The sequence below is a fragment of the Rickettsia koreansis genome, assembly GCF_046532895.1.
Classification (GTDB): domain Bacteria; phylum Pseudomonadota; class Alphaproteobacteria; order Rickettsiales; family Rickettsiaceae; genus Rickettsia; species Rickettsia rickettsii.
Map to the genome: position 1 here is coordinate 930,891 of NZ_WHLZ01000001.1, position 17,829 is coordinate 948,719.

Sequence of the window (17,829 nt, forward strand, 5' to 3'; positions counted from 1 at the left end):
CTCTATGTCATTCCTGCGAAAGCGGGAATCTAGAGAAAATAATCTTGATATTGCTACAAAATACGTATTTTGTAAAATAAACATATAAAAAATTTATTTTGTATATGTTTTACTGAATTCCTGCTTTCGCGGGAATGACATAAAACGAACCGCCTTGCTGTAGAAATGACAAAAATTAGAATAATGCTAGTAATGACCCATCAAATCCCACTCTGGCTGCTTCCTTTCAGACCTGACCGACTAAACAGGTACAATGCCCACTACTAGCATAATTAACATAACCTGTTTATTTTCAAGAAACAATATATTTTTTTTCTATTTCCGATTTTGTTAATCTTTTAGGAGGACCGAATATTTCAGGGTTTTTTACTTTAAACAAATCATCGGAAAATTTTTGTACTTTAGCTATTTTATCAAAAGTAATAGTGACTATATTATTATCTTCAAATATTTTTAATGCTTCAATTTGTTGAGTAGCTTTATTAAAAGTAATTTCGCTACGTTTTTCCGTTAGAGTATGATAGATAGTAATTTTAGAAATATTTCTTTCGTTAATTACTGATTCAAAAACAAAATCCTTGTCAAAATGCTCATTATCTTCTAATAAAAAATTAAATGTATTTTCGCTTCTATTAATACGGCTTACTTGCTCCATATCATAATCATACATCGATACGAAATTTTTAGTACCTATTATAACTAAAGGGAAAGGAGGATAATAATTACATCTAAAATTATAAGGTTTATGGATCAGTAATTTTCCTTTAACTATTTTACCGTACGAATCTTCTTGAGTAAAATCTATCGCAACCGATTTTATCGTACGTAGATAAGTTTTTAGCTCCGAAATAGCTGTTTTATCATCTGCCCCAAATGCTAAGCTTGAATTCACAAAAAGATAAATAATGATTAGAAAAAATATTTTTTTCATTTTCGTTGTTTTATATTTTAAATTATGTTTAAAATACCTTATGTATTCAGTTAATGCAAAATATAATTAGTATTTATGAAAATCGTTGCTTTAAAAGAAAAAGCCAAGCATGAAACACGAGCCGTTATAACGCCTGAAGTAGCAGGATTGCTAGTTAAAAAAGGCTATACGGTTATGGTAGAAAAAGATATAGGGCTTCATGCCGGTTTTCTTGATGAAGAATATGTTGCTCTAGGTGCTAAAATATCTTCAGTACCACTCGAAATTATTTCTGATGCTGATATTATATTAAAGGTGCAACCTTCATCCGTTACGGATAAATATAGTGAGCTTGAATTTGCAAAAAAAGGAGCAATTATTGTAGGATTATTATCGCCTTATTTAAATCATGAATATATAAAAGCGGCAGCTAAAAAAAACCTTACGACTTTTGCTATGGAGTTTGTGCCGAGAATTACTAAAGCTCAAAATATGGACGCTTTATCTTCTCAAAGTAACTTAGTAGGCTATAGAGCGGTAATTGAAGCAAGCTATCATTACACAAGGGCTTTTCCTATGATGATAACGGCAGCAGGGACGATTTCACCATGTAAAACTTTAGTGCTTGGTATCGGTGTTGCCGGTCTTCAAGCTATTGCAACGGCAAAAAGGCTTGGTAGCATTGTTGCGGGATATGATGTAAGAGCTGCTACCAAAGAGCAGGTAGAAAGCTTAGGAGCTAAGTTTGTTTCACCGGAATTACAGGAGGATTTACAAGATAAATCAGGTTATGCTCACGAGAGTTCGGAAGATTATAAAGTTAAACAAGAAGAGTTTTTAGCAAAAATTATTAAAGGATATGATATAGTTATTACTACTGCACAAATTCCGGGAAAAAAAGCACCTCTGCTTGTTACGGAAAAAATGCTAGAATCTATGCAGCGCGGCTCAGTGATTGTTGATATAGCGACTAGTACAGGCGGGAACGTGGAAGGTTCAGAACCGGATAAGATCGTTACTAAGCACGGAGTTACAATAATAGGTTTATCAAACCTTGCTACTAAAATTGCTACCGACAGCTCAAAATTATATGCTAAGAATTTGTATAATTTTCTAACCTATGCATTGCAAGACGGTAAGTTTAATATGGATGATGCGTTAGTACGTGAGATGTTGATTACTAAAGACGGAAAAATTGTGAGTGAGAAATTAAATATATGAATCAATTACCGACGATGGCTAAACAGGCTGCTGAAATTGCCTATAATACCCAAGAATTATCAGATAAATTAAAAGATTTGGTAATAGATACTAGTTGGCAAACAAACACAAGTACTATAGATCCGCTAGTATTTGCTATAACTATTTTTGTATTAGCTTCTTTTGTGGGCTATTATGTTGTGTGGAAAGTAACGCCTGCACTCCATACTCCGCTTATGTCTATTACTAACGCTATTTCAGGTATTATAGTTCTTAGTTCTATGATTGCTGCAAGTAGCTCTGCTTTTGGGTTTCCCGGTCTACTAGGGTATTTTGCAACGCTGCTTGCTTCTATAAATATCTTCGGCGGATTTATAGTAACAAAAAGAATGCTCGAGATGTTTAAGAAGAAGTAATTAATAATGTCATACCTGCATTGTTGATACCCAAATTGTCATTGCAAGGAGCAGGGGTTTTTGCATGGATCGAAAAACCTACTCGATGTCGTTCCCGCGTAGGCGGGAATGACATAACAAGCCATACGGTTAAAGTTTATAGTGACAAAAAAATCAAATTAAAGTTCTAGTTCTTTATATTCAACGGTAACTACTTCGTATGATTTAGATCCTTTCGGTGTTGTAACTTCTACAAAATCACCTACCGATTTTCCAATCAAAGCTTTTGCTATAGGAGAAGCGATTGAAACTCTTTTTCTAGCTATATCGGCTTCATATTCTCCTACAATGATATATGTTACTTCTTCTTCAGTATCGTCGTCGATCAAAGTAACCGTAGCCCCGAATTTTATGTTATCTCCCGATAATTTACCAATATCAATAATTTCCGCTCTTGCTGTCATATCTTCAAGCTCTTTAATACGCCCTTCTATAAATGCTTGTTTCTCACGTGCCGCTTCATATTCCGCATTCTCGGATAAATCGCCGTGTTCTCGTGCTTCGGCTATATCTGCACTAATTTTTTTACGTTCTACATGTTTTAAATGTTTAAGCTCGTGTTCTAATTTTTCAAAACCTTTAGCGGTGATAGGAAATTTTGTATTCATAATTATATTGTATAGATTTAGTAATTTTAGTATACTATTTTCAATAATATAGATTTCAGCAAGTATATTTGTAATAGTGAAATTTGTCAAATAAGCCTTTTTAATTATTTGGCATTGCCTAAATATCGTCATTGCAAGTGGTCCTTGTCTAAGCGGATTCTGTTATGTTATTCCTGCTTTCGCAGGAATAACATCGAATACTGCTCACAATGATGTTGGCATTATTTCTCATATAACAATAGCAACAAATTAGTAATCTTATGGAAATTAAAGATTTGGACTTTGAGAAAAAGCGTAAAATTTTCCACCTATCGGCTATAATATTTCCGCTGCTTTATTTATTTATTCCAAGAACCGCTATTACGTTATTATTATTTATAATAACGGCTATTACATTATATTTAGATGTATCACGTCATAATAATGCAAAAATTAGCGAATTTGTAACTAGATTTTTTTCAAAAGTTATAAGGCTTGAAGAAAATAACGGTTCTTTTGCTTTAAGCGGCGTTAGCTTTATGATGTTCGGTTTTTTCTTAACTGCTCTTCTTTTCCCTAAAAATTTAGTGATTTGTTCGTGGTTGATTTTAATTATTTCAGATTGTTTAGCGGCTCTTGTCGGCGTTAAAATAGGAAATAGCTTAGGTAACGGTAAATCTATAGCCGGTTCTATTACCTTTTCAGCTTCTGCAATTTTTATAAGTATATTAGTGTATTTCTATTTAGGATATAATACAAGTTTTATTATTATTATTATAAGCTGCATAGGGGCTACAGTAGCTGAATTTTATTCAAAAGATTTAAGAATTAACGATAATTTGTCTATACCGCTTTCTTATTGTCTTTCTACAGCTATTCTTTCCTACATATTGTAATATAATGAGAGTTGCACCGGAATTTTATGAGTTCTTAAGAAACCGTATTAACATATCGGATGTAGTGCGGCAAAAAGTAGCTTTAACTAGAAAATCCGGTAACTATGTAGGTTTATGTCCCTTCCATCAAGAAAAGACCCCATCTTTTACGGTTAGTAATAGTAAGAGATTTTTCTATTGTTTTGGTTGTAAAGCAGCCGGTGATGTTATAAAATTTACTTCTAATATTAGCGGTTTATCTTATAATGAGTCTGCTATAAAGCTTGCAATCGATTACGGTATAGAGATACCGAAATTAACTGCAAAACAGAAAGAATTTTATGAAGAATCCGATGAAATTCTAAATATTTTAGAACTCGCCAATAAGTTTTTCAGGACACAATTAACACCTGAAATATTACATTATCTACACGAAAGGGGTATTACCGAAGAAACAGTAAAAGAGTTTTCAATAGGCTTTGCCCCGAAGAATAATAAATTTGAAAAATTTTTTCACGATAAAAATATAGATATTATAAAGCTTGGTAAAGCAGGGCTAATCGGCAAGCGAGAAAACGGTGAAATATATAATTTATTTTCTAACCGTATTACTATTCCAATTAGAAATATTTACAATAAAATTGTAGGCTTTGGCGGTAGAGTACTAGGAGAGGGGCTGCCTAAATACTTAAATTCACCTGAAACTACAGTATTTCAAAAAAGTGAAACTCTATACGGTGAGCATAAAGCGATAAGCAGTAGCTATAAAAAAAATCATTCGATTTTAGTAGAAGGTTATTTTGATGTTATAGCACTACATCAAGCAGGTTTTAGTGAAACAGTTGCGAGTCTCGGTACTAGCGTTACCGAGAATCACTTACATAAATTATGGCGTGCTGGCGATGAAATTATATTATGTCTTGACGGAGATAATGCAGGCATAAAAGCTAGCATAAGAACTATTAACTTAGCATTACCGCTGATTAATAGTGAAAAGAAAATTTCTTTTATTAGGTTACCAAGCGGACTTGATCCCGACGATGCAGTAAATAAAAACGGTGCTGATTTTTTTGCAAAGCTTATAGATAAAAGAATAAGCTTATCAGAAATGATTTGGCATATTGAGTATAGCGGCAAGAGTTTTAAAACTGCGGAAGAAAAAGCTAATTTAGAAAAAAATTTAACAAATTATTGCAGCAAAATATCGGATAGTTATTTAAAAGCAAGTTATTATAGGTTTTTTAAAGATCAAATATGGCAAAATTTAGTTACAACGCAGAAGAAAGCTACAACTAAAAACTCAAATTTGGCTCCTATAATTTCAAGTCACAGCTATTCGGAGCTTGAAATACTAGAACACGCTTTTTGTGCTTTGTTGGTTAAATTTCCTATAATACTTGAAGAAAAAGATATTAGAGATTTCATCTTAAATTTAAATTTTAATAATAAATCGCTTGAAGAATTCCGTAATTGGTATTTAAACGAGATTATAGATAATAACATAGAAGCAAGTGAAATTACTGCAATTGTGGAAAAAACTAGCTTTTTTGATATTTTTTTATTATTATCAAAAACGGATAATTTGTTTTTAGATATCTCATTTAATAAAAATAATATCAGACTGGATTTATTATGGCAGTGGCTACATAAGAAATATTATCTAATAAATTTACAACAAGAATACGCTATTACCATAAACAGTACTGACAATCACGACTTTGAAAAAGTTTTACTATATAAAAAAGAAATTCTGAAGATTGCAAATGAACTGCAAGTTTTAAACGAATCTTTTATTAATCACACGATAACTTAATTATTTCAAACTTCTTTTAAAAGAAAAAAGCATATAGGTATTTAATGAGCAATAGCAATATAGACAATGATCTAGATAAAATAGATAGTTTACTTAAAAAAGCTAAATCTAAAAAGATACCGGTCACTTATGATGATATAAACAACGCTCTTCCTCTTAATAAAAATCCTTCAATAAGACAATTAGAGGAAGCTATATTAAAATTTTCTGATGCAGGAGTAGATATTTTAGAATCTAATGAAGATGATGAAATTAAGCTTGATATCGGAATGGATGAAGAATTTAAGCTATCTACCAATGTTGATAATGAACCTGAGGATGAGGTAGAAGAAGAAAATATAGGTACTACTGATGATCCTGTAAGATTATATCTTAAGGATATGGGGGGAGTCGATCTTTTAACTCGTGAAAATGAAGTAGAAATAGCAAAAAGGATTGAGGAAGGACATAAAACAATGACTGCTTCCTTATGCAGAAGTCCTATTGCTATGCGTTGTTTTATAGTATGGTATGAAGATTTAGTTAATGAAAAAATGTTACTACGTGATCTGATAGATTTAGAAGCTAACATGTTACATGACGAAACACACGAAAATGATGAAGAACATAGTAGTGAGACCGAAGGAGAAGAGCATGAGGATAATCACTTATCTATGTCTAGAGTAGAAACGCAGATATTACCTAATATTATAGAGCGTATGAAAAAGATTTCTTTTATCTGTGAAGAGCTACTCATTGAAGCTAAAAAATGTTATGAGAAATCTTTTGAGCCGAAGGTTTTACAAAATAGCAAAAAATATAATAATTTGGAATTATTAATAAATGAAGTTTCGGAAATACATTTTAATTCTAAAAGAACAGAAGAAATTTTAGGTAAGATGTATGGAATAAATCGTGATTTAATTAATAAAGAAACAGCTTTTTTAAAACTTGCTGAAAAATATGGAGTAACTCGCCAAAATTTCCTTGATGAATATATAGGATCGGTTATCAATGCAGCATGGAAAGAAAAAATGCTGAAAAATAAAAAAGTCGCTTGGAAAGAGTTAATGACTAAAGAATCGGATTATATAGATCAAATGATTGCTGAATTATCGGTTATAGAATCTAAAACCGGTCTTTTAGTTAATGATTTTAAAAAACTAGTGAATACTATACAAAAAAGCGAGAGACAAACACTACAAGCAAAAAAAGATATGATAGAAGCGAATTTACGTTTAGTTATATCTATCGCTAAAAAATACGCTAATAGAGGATTGCAGTTTTTAGATTTAATTCAAGAAGGTAATATAGGACTTATGAAAGCGGTGGATAAATTTGAATATCGTCGTGGTTATAAATTCTCTACCTATGCTACGTGGTGGATTAGACAAGCTATAACAAGAGCTATTGCCGATCAAGCAAGGACTATACGTATTCCTGTACATATGATTGAAACAATTAATAAGATACTACGTACTTCAAGACAAATGCTTAATGAACTCGGATACGAACCAACAGCAACGGAAATCGCTAACCGTCTTTCAATGCCGCTTGATAAAGTGCGTAAAGTCATGAAAATAGCTAAAGAACCTATAAGTCTTGAGAATCCCGTAGGTGATGATAGTGACGGCGGTCAATTAGGCGATTTTATCGAAGATAAGAATGCAGTAGCACCGATTGATGCGGCAATTCAGTCAAATTTACGAGAAGTTACCACTAGAGTACTTGCAACCCTTACGCCTCGTGAAGAAAGAGTGCTTAGAATGCGTTTCGGTATAGGTATGAATACTGACCATACATTAGAAGAAGTAGGGCAGCAATTTAAAGTAACTAGAGAACGTATAAGACAAATCGAGTCAAAAGCTTTAAGAAAGTTACAACATCCTATTAGATCCAAAAAACTTAATAGCTTTAGAAGCGGAGGAAAGCGTGGTGACGGTAATCCATCGGATTTACTAGAAGCATGATAATACTTATACTGTCATTCCGTGATTTGGGATCTCAGGACACAGGCTATGATACAAGATCCCGTGGTCAAGCCACGGGATGACAGTGGGCTATTATGTATCGATATAAAATTACCATTGAATATTTAGGCACGGATCTTGCAGGTTGGCAAAGACAAGCAGGAGTAATGTCGGTACAGCAGATATTAGAAGAAGCGATTTATAAATTTTCCGGTGAACAGGTGATATTGTTTGGGTCAGGAAGGACAGATGCCGGTGTTCATGCTATAGGTCAAGTAGCACATTTTGATCTTTCAAAATATTTAGAACCTCACAAAATTATTACAGCTATCAACTATTTTGCAAGACCGTATGCCGTAGTAGTATGGAATTGTGAATTAGCCCCCAATAATTTTCATGCTAGGTTTTCAGCTACCTCTCGTTATTATATATATAGAATTATTAATAGACCTTATCCATCGGTAATTGATTTAAATAGAGCATGGTGGATTAGTTCACCTTTAGATGTTCCGGCTATGCAACAAGCTGCCGCCTATCTATTAGGCAAACATGATTTTACTTCATTTAGGGCTAGCTCATGTCAATCAAAATCACCGATTAAAACTTTAACTAAACTTAATATTATTAAAGAAGACGAAGAAATAAAATTATATCTTTCAGCCCCGTCATTTTTGCATCATATGGTGCGTAATATTGTCGGCAGTTTAGTACTTGTTGGTAAAAATATTTGGCAGGCAGAACAAATTAAAGATGTTTTAGAAGCCAAAGATAGAAAAGCCGCCGGTCCTACTGCTCCCGCCTCCGGTCTTTATTTTGTGAAAGCAGCGTATTAACAACCATAAATTTTGTCATTACAATGCCTCCCTGCATAGGCATTGTTACGTGGATACCACCTTGTCATTGCGAGGAAATTACGAAGTAATTGACGAAGCAATCTCAGGATATTTGACGAGATTGCCACGCAAGTACTACGATTGCTCACAATGACAACCGGGTATCCATCTACAAAGCACACTCGTAATGACGTCCTAAATTAGTACACTACGACACTGTCAATAAACTGTATAATTTTTCATGGATGTTAGTTAGCTTACCTATATCATTTCCACCGGCTTGAGCAAGGCTTGCTTGTCCACCTCCGCCGCTGCCACCTAAGAATAAAGAAAGTTTTTTGGCAATTATATCTGCATTGTATTTGTCTGTTATAGCTTTACTCACCGCAACTGTAATAGATAATTTACCAATTCCCTCGGCAATATATACCATTATCAAATCTTCTACTTTTTTTGTTAAATTTTCGGCAGCTTGACGTAATATTTTATTGTCTATATTTCCTACTTTTTTGTATAATAGTTTTATTCCTGTTATTTGTGCAGCTTGCTTTTCAATTTGCTCTATACTTAAGTCTAAACTAGCTAAATGAGTTTTTGCTAACTCTTTTTCAACTTCCTTGTTACGCTCTAAGATATTATTAACCTTAGTAATAAGTTCATTTTTATTAGTTTTGAAACTGCTTTCTATCGATTTAAGTAAACTATCCTTTTCTCTCATTAATTTAATTACGAATTCACCGCAAACTGCTTCAATTCTACGAACACCTGCTGCTATAGCACTTTCGCTTGTGATTTTAAAGCAACCGATGTCACCGGTACGTCTGACATGCGTACCGCCGCATAATTCTAAAGAAGTCTCACCCATCTTAACTACTCTTACTTCAGAGTCGTATTTCTCGCCAAACAGTGCCATAGCTCCTTGTTTAACTGCATCTTCAGTTGCCATTAATGTAGTAGTTACTTCATGATTATCTCTAATAATCTCATTTACCTTATCTTCGATTAAAGTGATTTCTTCATTAGTCATAGCCTTAGAATGGCTAATATCAAAGCGTAAATAAGTCGGAGCGACTAACGAACCTTTTTGAGTAACATGTTTCCCAAGTACCTCATGCAGTACTGCATGTAATATATGCGTTGCCGAGTGATGAATTCTTAAATTTTGCCTATATCTTATGTCTATACTAAAATTAGCATTCTCGCCTACGTTAATCTGCCCCTTTTTCAAAATACATTTGTGGACTATAATAGAGCCTAAATATTTTAAAGTATCTATTACTTCTACTTCAGAATCTTTTGCAAATATCGTTCCAATGTCACCTATTTGACCGCCTGATTCACCGTAGAAAGGAGTTTGGTTGCTGATTAGCAGGAATTGTGTATCTATCTCTTTTATATCATTAACTAAATTATTATTTTTGATTAATGCAATTATTTTACATTTTGCTTCGTTAAGTGTATATCCTAAAAACTCTGTGCTACCATGTTGCTCTTTGATATCAAACCACAACTGATTGGTTTTTGATTCACCGGAGCCAAGCCAAGATTTTCTAGCACGTTCTTTTTGCATAAGCATTTGCTCTTCAAACCCTTTGTGATCAACGAAAATATCACGATTTTTTAGAATATCTTCGGTTAGATCAAGCGGAAATCCGTAAGTATCGTATAGTTTAAATGCTACTTCTCCTGATAATTCATTACCTTTTGTTAGCGTTTCTGTTTCTTCGGTAAGAAGTTTGAGACCACGTTCTAATGTGGCTTTAAATCTAATTTCTTCTTGTTCTAAGATACTGTTTATAAAGCTTTCTGCTCTTTTAAGTTCAGGATAAACATTCCCCATTAAATCAACAAGTTTTGGCAGTAATTTATACATTAACGGCTCTTTTGACCCAAGCATATGAGCATGCCTCATGGATCTTCGCATAATGCGGCGAAGTACGTAACCACGCCCCTCATTTGAAGGAATAACGCCGTCAGCTATTAAAAAGCTACTTGCTCGTAAGTGGTCGGCAATAACTCGGTAAGAAAATTTAGCTTCTCCCTCTACTTTCACTTTTACTATATTTTCTATAAAATTAATTATTTCCTGAAATAAATCTATATCATAATTGTTGTTAACATGCTGTAATACTGCCGTCATACGCTCAAGACCCATACCGGTATCGATAGATTTTTGCGATAATTCTATACTAGTATCTTTATCGATTTGTTCATATTGCATAAATACCATATTCCAAATCTCGATAAATCTATCACCGTCTTCATCTTTAGTACCAGGAAGTCCGCCATATATTTGTTCACCGTGGTCGTAAAAAATTTCGGAACAAGGACCGCAAGGGCCAGTATCACCCATTGACCAAAAATTATCGTTTGTTTTGATCTTTATGATGCGATCATCCCCAAAACCTGCTATTTTTTTCCAATAAGCAGCTGCTTCGTCATCAGTATGATAAATTGTTGCATAAAGCTTGTCTTTTGGGAGTTCAAATTCTTTAGTCAATAAATTCCAAGCGTAATATATGGCTTGTTCTTTAAAATAGTCACCGAATGAAAAATTACCTAGCATTTCAAAAAAGGTGTGATGTCTTGCCGTATAACCGACATTCTCAAGGTCGTTATGCTTGCCGCCGGCTCGAAGAGACTTTTGACTAGTTACCGCTTTGTTATAAGGTCTTTTTTCTTGTCCGGTAAAAACATTTTTAAATTGTACCATTCCGGAATTAACAAACATTAAGCTAGGGTCATTGTGTGGAATTAACGAACTGGCCGGTACATGTGTATGATTATTTGCTTTAAAGTAAGTTATAAATTTACTTCTAACTTCTTCGGTGGTAAATTTAGTCATGGTAAGATATATTATTTAATGTTATGTCATTCCGGAGAGGATCATTTTTCGTCATGGCGAGGAAAATTACTTAGTAATTGTACGTACGCAATCTCGTGCCAAAGTCCTGAGATTGTCACGCTCCTTAAATGACGGTTCGGGTATCCACGCAGAAATGACGTCCAGTATAGTAAAATACACTGAATTATGATTAAAATAAATTTATTTATGAAAAATATTTTTGATTCGATCAAATTACATTTTGTTCAATTTGCTACAAAATTAAAAATATTTTCTTTCAAAAGAAAAAAGATTGTGGTGTTACTAGGTAATAAAGGTGTATTTCTTAGTACTTTTCTTGATAATAAATTATTAGATAAATTATTTATCCCTACTCGGGACCAGATAGACTTAAATCCTTATAAAAACTTTTTTAGTAAATTTCCAAAAAGTGATATTTATTTTTTACTTGACGGCAGTGAATGTAAAACACGGCACGATCAAATACCTATATTACAGTCAATAGTTAAACTTGATCCTATTGAACAATTTATTGAAGGTTATTTTAATAAAGAAGACATTATAGCACATTGTGTTTACGAAATTACTACTACCCCAAGTGAAATTTGGTCGATTTTAATTATGTCGTGTCCATTTGAAACACCTTTAAGTGATATCATTTCATGCATTATAGATAAAAGATCTCTTGATTTAAAAGGAATTTACTTTTTAACGTTAGAGCTAAAAGTTATTATAAATAAAATAGTGCAGAATATAGAAAATGATAAATATAACGATTATTTTCAAATTTGTGTATATGCATCACAAGCTAGCGGTATAAAATTTATTATCAAACATAAAAATAATATAATAACAATTAGAAATCTTGAGTATCCATTGGATAAAACAACCGGCTATGTTCAAGGTATTATAGAACAAGAAATTAATGATTGTTTGATATTATTTAAAAACTATATAAGTAATCTTGACCAAAGAGCCTGTATAATTCTTATAGTAGATGAAGAGTTAAAATCTTTATTAGAATCAACAAATTTTGAAGAATGCCCTGTAATCTTTATACCGGTTGATAATATACTAAATAAGCAAACTCTAGAAAAAGAAAGATTTATAGATACGAATATTAGTAGACTGTTTCTAGAATATAAGAGTTTTCCCGCTTATAATAATAATTTAAAATCAATAAAAAAACTAGTTACTATAAAGGATCTGACATTTAAATTATATAGTGCATTACTTATAATATTAATATTAGTGGTCGGTATTATCAAATATAATACAAAACAAAATTACAAAGACATAAACTCTATTAATGAAAAATATTATGCAACAAATCAAGAATATGATGATATCAAATATAAATATCCTTATATTAAAAATACTACTAGCCTAGCTGATTTATATGTAATAGAAAAATTACTAGAAACACCGGTACCACTGCCGTTTGATTTACTTAAAAGGCTAATAATTACTTTAAATCCGGCTTTTAAATTAGAAGAAATTAAATGGGAATTAACAAATATAGATAATATTTTGTTAGTTTCTAAGAGACAATTAATAATCAAGTTAATACTTAAATATCATACTAATAATATATCGGTAGATGAATCTCTAAAGATGCTAGATTATCATATGACAAACGTAAAAAATAAATTATCTAATTTGCAGATAGATTATGTTATATATAAGGATAAAATACTTGATATATTCGGTAAGGTAGTAATTCCTTTATCGGTTAATATAGTTGATAATAAAACGTAATATTCCATGTCATTCTCGCGTAGGCGGGAATCCAGTACTTTAAAGCTTTTTAAAAGCTCGATTTATCTCGCTTTACTCTGGATTCCAGCCTACGCGGGAATGACATAAACCATGCAACGGCACTAATAACCCAAGGTAAAAATAATGTTTGAAAAATATATTATGTATTTAAAGAATCTTATATTTTTTCAATTTATTATATATTTCTTCTTTATTTCCTTAACTATTTGGATAATAAAAATTTCCCAGCAAGAATACAGTAAATCTATTCTTGATAAACAAGTTTTACAAGAAAATCTAACAGAGGAAGTTTTAAAGCTTTATTCTGTCATTAACTCTAAAGAAGAAATATTAGAATCGTACAAAAAATATGTAGATTTAAGTGTGCCAAGTAGTGTGAGTTGCTTAAATTATCAAGAACTAATTCCTAAAATAAAAAGCTTAAGCAATAAATATGATTTAGTAGAACCTATAGATGTATTTATAAATTCAGTATTTTTTAAAAATAATATTCAGGCAATTGAAGGAGAAGGTGAATCGATTCATGTAAATAATTATAGCATAAATATAAAATATGCATGTGCAGATTTTTTGACTTTTCTAAAAATATTTTCTGAAATTTATTCTTATATGCCTCCTAATACTCTTATATCTTTTGTACGAGTACGTAATGAAGAAGTGTTAACACCTAAGAATATATATAAACTTTCAGTAAATCATGCTCCTAATCTTATTTATGCTAAATTGATATTATATATCAGAGAATTAGCCTCAAAATAAATTACCAAAATGAATAATGCAATAGTACTTAATAACGTAAATACTAATTTATTTAAAAAAGATATTGTTAATAATTTTGTCAATAATCTTATGAAATCTACTTGCTCTACTATTGCAAATATGCTTGCTATAGATTATACGCTAAGGCTTAATTCTAAACCAGAGGCTGAAAAATATATTGATAAATGTATTTCTAGACTCAAAAATTATTTAGGTATGCGGGTTATTAACGATGATAATTTTTCTGTAGCATTAGAGTTATTTGCAATAATGATTACTTCTGAAGACGAAAATGAGCAAAATAAGAATAATATTTTGGAGCAATCACAAGATATAATAGCAGAAAATCTTGTAGAAGTTTATTTTGGAGATGAAATAAATAGTACCGAAAAAAAAAAATTAAAAATATATTTAAAACTCTTTTAAAAGAGAAGAATTTTGATAAAATAATAAATTATGCGGAGTCTCACAAAAAATTATTTAAGGTTTCTGTAATGTATGCCATGAAGAAATATAATAATATTGATGAAGCAACCATCTATATAAAGAAAGAATTTAATAAAATATTAGAGATGTCTTTAGTATTGACACAAAAAAGTAATATATTTAAACAAGCAACTGGAAAAATCGCCGGTGCTGTTTGTGCTTTATTAGTCGGAGCAATAAGTGTTGCGACTGCAGGAGCGGCTTTTTCTATCATAGTTGTACCAGCATCAATTTTTGCCGTCAGATATGCACCTGAACTTGGTGAAAAAATTGGAGGATTAATTTTGAATAATGATAATGCAATAAAACTAGAACAAAGCAATATAGATAAGTTTATGAAAACATTACAAAATGATAAAGAAAGTCTTCTATCTCAAGAAAAAACAAAAAACATCAAACAAAATATTAAAGTTTCTCCTTCTCAAATCAATGCTAAATTAACTAAGAAAGTGGTTAATGAAAAACATAGATGGGTATAGTCATTGCGAGAAGAATTACGCAGTAATTCGACGAAGCAATCCAGTAAAAATTCTGTAAATCAGAATTTTTTTAATTATTTTTCTAGATTGCCACATCGCTACGTTCCTCGCAATGGCGACTACGGTATCAACGCAAGCAAAGCTATTCGCATGAAATAAAGCTATTTTTACTTGAGAATATAAAATATTACTCTTATTATCTTTTTTTAAATCAATAAAATAACTTAATGAGAAAAGTAGTAATATCCGGCATGATCGGCAACGCTTTAGAATGGTATGATTATGCATTATATGCGCAATTTGCTTATATTATAGGGCAGCATTTTTTTCCGGATCCAGAAATGCGAGAGACGTTAACTTTTGCGGTATTTGCTGCAGGCTTTGTAGTACGACCGCTCGGCGGTATTATTTTCGGTAATATAGGTGATAGATTCGGTAGACGTACTGCTTTGGTGATGGGTATTATAGCTATGGCAATACCGACTGCCGGGATAGGGCTCTTACCAAGTTATAAAACTATTGGAATTGCCGCTCCTATTATTTTAACTATTATCAGACTCATACAAGGTTTTTCTTTAGGAGGGGAATTTAGCGGTTGTATTTCGTATATTGTAGAACATGCTTCGTTCGAGCAGCGAGGACTTGCGGGGAGTAGCTCATTTGTTAGTATGTGCGGTGGTATGCTGCTTGGACTTGGTACAGCAGCCGGTTTTTCTTATTTTATGCCTGCCGATATGCTATTTGAATGGGGTTGGAGGATACCTTTTATTGCCGGTTTATTTATTAGCTCCGTAGGTTTATATATTAGAAAAAACCTAGCAGAAAGTCCTATTTATAAAAAAGCTAAGGGAACAAGGCGTTTAGCACGTTTTCCTTTACGAGAAACATTAACAAAATGCCCAAAAGAACTAATTATCGCACTTGGTCTGTATATTACCGTAACTGCTCCTTTTTATACTTCTACGGTTTTTATTGGTAATTTTATGCAAACACTCGGTTATACTAATCAGCAAAGCACAATTGTTAGTAGTATAATATTAATCGTAATGATGATAGTATTTCCTATATCTGCGTATGTTTCGGATAAGGTGGGGCGACGTCCTGTACTAATATGGGGGATTATCTTGTTAATTTTATCAGTCTATCCTATTTTTGTAGCCTTAGGGTCGATGAATTTTACTTTAGCTATAATATCTCAAGTAATATTTGCTGGAGTTATTAGCATCTATATGGGGCCTATTCCAACGGTTTTAGTAGAGATATTTCCGACTAGCATAAGATTTACCGGTGTTGCACTTTCATACAACCTTGCAGCTGCTATATTTGGCGGTACTGCTCCAATGTTAGCAATGATATTAACGAAAGTTACCGGAAACAATTATGCTATTGCGTATTATTTAATTGCACTTGCCTTGTTATCTTCTATAATTCTAAAATTCTATAAAGAAACCTATAAAAAGAATCTAATAAATTAATATGAGCGAAGTTTTTGAAATACCAAACGGTGAAAGCAAGGTTTTACTCCATTGTTGTTGTGCTCCTTGTGTTGGCCCTTTAATGGAAAAAATGATCGATACCGGCATTAAGTTTATGCTTTTTTTCTATAATCCTAATATTCATCCTAAAAAAGAATATGAGCTTCGTAAAAATGAAAATATTAAATTTGCCGAGAAACATAATATAGAATTTATCGATGCAGATTATGATCCGCAAAATTGGTTTAGGCGTGCTAAAGGGATGGAGCTTGAGCCTGAGAGAGGTATACGCTGTACAATGTGTTTTGATATGCGTTTCGAGCGTACAGCTTTATATGCTTATGAGAACGGCTTTAAAGTTATAACTAGCTCGCTTGGTATTTCTAGATGGAAAGATATGAACCAAATTAATGAATCAGGAACTAGGGCGGCATCTCATTATGAAGGGGTGACCTATTGGACTTATAATTGGCGTAAAGATGGCGGTGCTAGCAGAATGTACGAAATTGCCAAAGAAGAGAACTTTTATAAACAAGAATTTTGTGGCTGTGTTTATTCTTTCCGTGATACTAACGATTGGCGAGTAGCAAACAATCGTCCTAAAATCGAGATCGGCAAGGAGTATTATTAAGACCTCAAATTAATAAAAAAATATTTTATTTTTTTGAATCTTTATATTATAATAATCTAGATAATCTAGCTATATGAGGATTTTATATGAATAAATGGCAGTTACACGAAGCAAAGAATAAGTTAAGTAATATTATTGATATTGCAATGCATGGTACCCCTCAATGTATTACAAAAAGGGGTGAAGAAGCAGTTGTAATTATTAGTATAAAAGACTATAAACAACTTACTAAACAAAAACCTGATTTCAAAGAATATTTATTGAGCATACCTAAGACAGATAATTTGGATATTCAGAGAGCAAAAGGATATGCTAGAGATTTTGAATTATGAAATATTTATTAGATACTAATGTTGTATCTGAAATTCAAAAGAAAAAATCCAATTCTCAAGTAGCAGCATGGTTTTCAATTGTTCATTCTAGCCAGTTATACTTAAGTTGTATTACTATCGGCGAAATAAGAAAGGGAATATCAAAATTAGCAAAGAAAGATAAAATAGCAAGTTTGAAGTTAGAAAAATGGTTAGAAAGAATAATAATAGATTATAATGAAAGAATTCTTAATATTGACAAAGAAATATGTGAGGAGTGGGGTGAATTAATGAGTATTGATAGTACGAATGCAATCGATGCTTTAATAGCTGCACAGGCAAAACAAAGCAATATGATACTAGTTACTAGAAATATCAAACATTATAATATGTTTAATATAAAAATATTCGATCCTTTTAACTAATCAAAATTTTCTTTCCC

15 protein-coding genes, 1 other RNA gene and 1 pseudogene are annotated in these 17,829 nt (G+C 32.0%); 13 read left to right on the forward strand and 4 right to left on the reverse strand.

All coding sequences use genetic code 11. The annotated features are described in order from the left end of the window. Nucleotides 1-178: 178 nt before the first annotated feature. Both ffs and GCO76_RS05285 read right to left on the reverse strand, forming a co-directional pair. Nucleotides 179-272, reverse strand: an RNA gene (ffs, locus tag GCO76_RS05280) — signal recognition particle sRNA small type. A gap of 20 nt (nt 273-292) precedes the next feature. After that, nucleotides 293-931 carry an outer-membrane lipoprotein carrier protein LolA gene (locus GCO76_RS05285; protein ID WP_103897450.1) on the reverse strand — a complete coding sequence of 213 codons (639 nt, stop codon included), beginning with the start codon at nt 929-931 and terminating at the stop codon, nt 293-295. Nucleotides 932-1,006: 75 nt separating this feature from the next. On the opposite strand from GCO76_RS05285, the gene GCO76_RS05290 reads away from it, so the two are divergent. Together GCO76_RS05290 and GCO76_RS05295 are read left to right on the forward strand one after the other, a co-directional pair. Beyond that, the gene (locus tag GCO76_RS05290; protein ID WP_410956397.1) at nt 1,007-2,131 is read left to right on the forward strand and encodes an NAD(P) transhydrogenase subunit alpha; all 1,125 of its coding nucleotides are present in this window, start codon (nt 1,007-1,009) and stop codon (nt 2,129-2,131) included. Then, complete coding sequence (locus tag GCO76_RS05295) at nt 2,128-2,526, forward strand: NAD(P) transhydrogenase subunit alpha part 2 (RefSeq protein WP_016926652.1); 399 nt, start codon at nt 2,128-2,130, stop codon at nt 2,524-2,526. The genes GCO76_RS05290 and GCO76_RS05295 overlap by 4 nt, the downstream gene beginning before the upstream one ends. A gap of 158 nt (nt 2,527-2,684) precedes the next feature. Here GCO76_RS05295 and greA read toward each other — a convergent pair whose 3' ends face one another. Further along, a complete protein-coding gene (greA, locus tag GCO76_RS05300; protein ID WP_410956398.1) occupies nt 2,685-3,173 on the reverse strand; it encodes a transcription elongation factor GreA in 489 nt (162 codons plus the stop codon). A 260-nt stretch (nt 3,174-3,433) separates the two neighbouring features. On the opposite strand from greA, the gene GCO76_RS05305 reads away from it, so the two are divergent. From GCO76_RS05305 to truA, 4 genes are all read left to right on the forward strand, one after another. Continuing rightward, entirely contained in the window at nt 3,434-4,048 is a 615-nt protein-coding gene (locus GCO76_RS05305; protein ID WP_410956399.1) for a diacylglycerol/polyprenol kinase family protein, read from the forward strand. Nucleotides 4,049-4,052: 4 nt separating this feature from the next. Further along, nucleotides 4,053-5,840 (forward strand): DNA primase, encoded by a 1,788-nt coding sequence (dnaG, locus tag GCO76_RS05310; RefSeq protein ID WP_410956400.1) that lies wholly within the window; start codon nt 4,053-4,055, stop codon nt 5,838-5,840. A 44-nt stretch (nt 5,841-5,884) separates the two neighbouring features. Next, a complete protein-coding gene (gene rpoD / locus GCO76_RS05315; protein ID WP_410956401.1) occupies nt 5,885-7,789 on the forward strand; it encodes an RNA polymerase sigma factor RpoD in 1,905 nt (634 codons plus the stop codon). A gap of 95 nt (nt 7,790-7,884) precedes the next feature. After that, nucleotides 7,885-8,622, forward strand: a complete 738-nt coding sequence (gene truA, locus GCO76_RS05320; RefSeq protein ID WP_410956402.1) for a tRNA pseudouridine(38-40) synthase TruA — start codon at nt 7,885-7,887, stop codon at nt 8,620-8,622. Nucleotides 8,623-8,830: 208 nt separating this feature from the next. On the opposite strand, the gene alaS is transcribed toward truA, so the two are convergent. Further along, nucleotides 8,831-11,467 carry an alanine--tRNA ligase gene (gene alaS, locus GCO76_RS05325; RefSeq protein ID WP_410956403.1) on the reverse strand — a complete coding sequence of 879 codons (2,637 nt, stop codon included), beginning with the start codon at nt 11,465-11,467 and terminating at the stop codon, nt 8,831-8,833. Between the two features lie 186 nt (nt 11,468-11,653). On the opposite strand from alaS, the gene GCO76_RS05330 reads away from it, so the two are divergent. The 7 genes and pseudogenes from GCO76_RS05330 (at nt 11,654) to GCO76_RS05360 (ending at nt 17,812) form a co-directional block, all read left to right on the forward strand. Continuing rightward, nucleotides 11,654-13,225, forward strand: a complete 1,572-nt coding sequence (locus GCO76_RS05330) for a hypothetical protein (RefSeq protein ID WP_410956404.1) — start codon at nt 11,654-11,656, stop codon at nt 13,223-13,225. Nucleotides 13,226-13,369: 144 nt separating this feature from the next. Next, a complete protein-coding gene (locus GCO76_RS05335) occupies nt 13,370-14,005 on the forward strand; it encodes a hypothetical protein (protein WP_410956405.1) in 636 nt (211 codons plus the stop codon). Between the two features lie 9 nt (nt 14,006-14,014). Then, nucleotides 14,015-14,970, forward strand: a pseudogene (locus tag GCO76_RS05340) (RP853 family protein). 227 nt (nt 14,971-15,197) lie between these two features. Beyond that, a complete protein-coding gene (locus GCO76_RS05345) occupies nt 15,198-16,445 on the forward strand; it encodes a metabolite/H+ symporter (protein ID WP_410956406.1) in 1,248 nt (415 codons plus the stop codon). A 1-nt stretch (nt 16,446) separates the two neighbouring features. Further along, a complete protein-coding gene (locus tag GCO76_RS05350; RefSeq protein ID WP_012151426.1) occupies nt 16,447-17,076 on the forward strand; it encodes an epoxyqueuosine reductase QueH in 630 nt (209 codons plus the stop codon). An 86-nt stretch (nt 17,077-17,162) separates the two neighbouring features. Then, nucleotides 17,163-17,408: a type II toxin-antitoxin system Phd/YefM family antitoxin gene (locus tag GCO76_RS05355; RefSeq protein WP_004997145.1), complete on the forward strand. Its 246-nt coding sequence runs from the start codon at nt 17,163-17,165 to the stop codon at nt 17,406-17,408. Then, a complete protein-coding gene (locus GCO76_RS05360; RefSeq protein WP_014014890.1) occupies nt 17,405-17,812 on the forward strand; it encodes a type II toxin-antitoxin system VapC family toxin in 408 nt (135 codons plus the stop codon). Before GCO76_RS05355 ends, GCO76_RS05360 begins: the two co-directional genes overlap by 4 nt. The last annotated feature ends 17 nt before the right edge of the window (nt 17,813-17,829 follow it).

Bases quoted from the DNA above. Each gene is read 5' to 3' on its own strand.
- truA (WP_410956402.1), top strand. From the start codon at position 7,885: ATGTATCGATATAAAATTACCATTGAATATTTAGGCACGGATCTTGCA.
- GCO76_RS05305 (WP_410956399.1), top strand. From the start codon at position 3,434: ATGGAAATTAAAGATTTGGACTTTGAGAAAAAGCGTAAAATTTTCCAC.
- GCO76_RS05290 (WP_410956397.1), top strand. From the start codon at position 1,007: ATGAAAATCGTTGCTTTAAAAGAAAAAGCCAAGCATGAAACACGAGCC.
- GCO76_RS05360 (WP_014014890.1), top strand. From the start codon at position 17,405: ATGAAATATTTATTAGATACTAATGTTGTATCTGAAATTCAAAAGAAA.
- GCO76_RS05355 (WP_004997145.1), top strand. From the start codon at position 17,163: ATGAATAAATGGCAGTTACACGAAGCAAAGAATAAGTTAAGTAATATT.
- GCO76_RS05295 (WP_016926652.1), top strand. From the start codon at position 2,128: ATGAATCAATTACCGACGATGGCTAAACAGGCTGCTGAAATTGCCTAT.
- GCO76_RS05330 (WP_410956404.1), top strand. From the start codon at position 11,654: ATGATTAAAATAAATTTATTTATGAAAAATATTTTTGATTCGATCAAA.
- GCO76_RS05335 (WP_410956405.1), top strand. From the start codon at position 13,370: ATGTTTGAAAAATATATTATGTATTTAAAGAATCTTATATTTTTTCAA.
- GCO76_RS05350 (WP_012151426.1), top strand. From the start codon at position 16,447: ATGAGCGAAGTTTTTGAAATACCAAACGGTGAAAGCAAGGTTTTACTC.
- rpoD (WP_410956401.1), top strand. From the start codon at position 5,885: ATGAGCAATAGCAATATAGACAATGATCTAGATAAAATAGATAGTTTA.
- dnaG (WP_410956400.1), top strand. From the start codon at position 4,053: ATGAGAGTTGCACCGGAATTTTATGAGTTCTTAAGAAACCGTATTAAC.
- greA (WP_410956398.1), bottom strand. From the start codon at position 3,173: ATGAATACAAAATTTCCTATCACCGCTAAAGGTTTTGAAAAATTAGAA.
- GCO76_RS05285 (WP_103897450.1), bottom strand. From the start codon at position 931: ATGAAAAAAATATTTTTTCTAATCATTATTTATCTTTTTGTGAATTCA.
- GCO76_RS05345 (WP_410956406.1), top strand. From the start codon at position 15,198: ATGAGAAAAGTAGTAATATCCGGCATGATCGGCAACGCTTTAGAATGG.
- alaS (WP_410956403.1), bottom strand. From the start codon at position 11,467: ATGACTAAATTTACCACCGAAGAAGTTAGAAGTAAATTTATAACTTAC.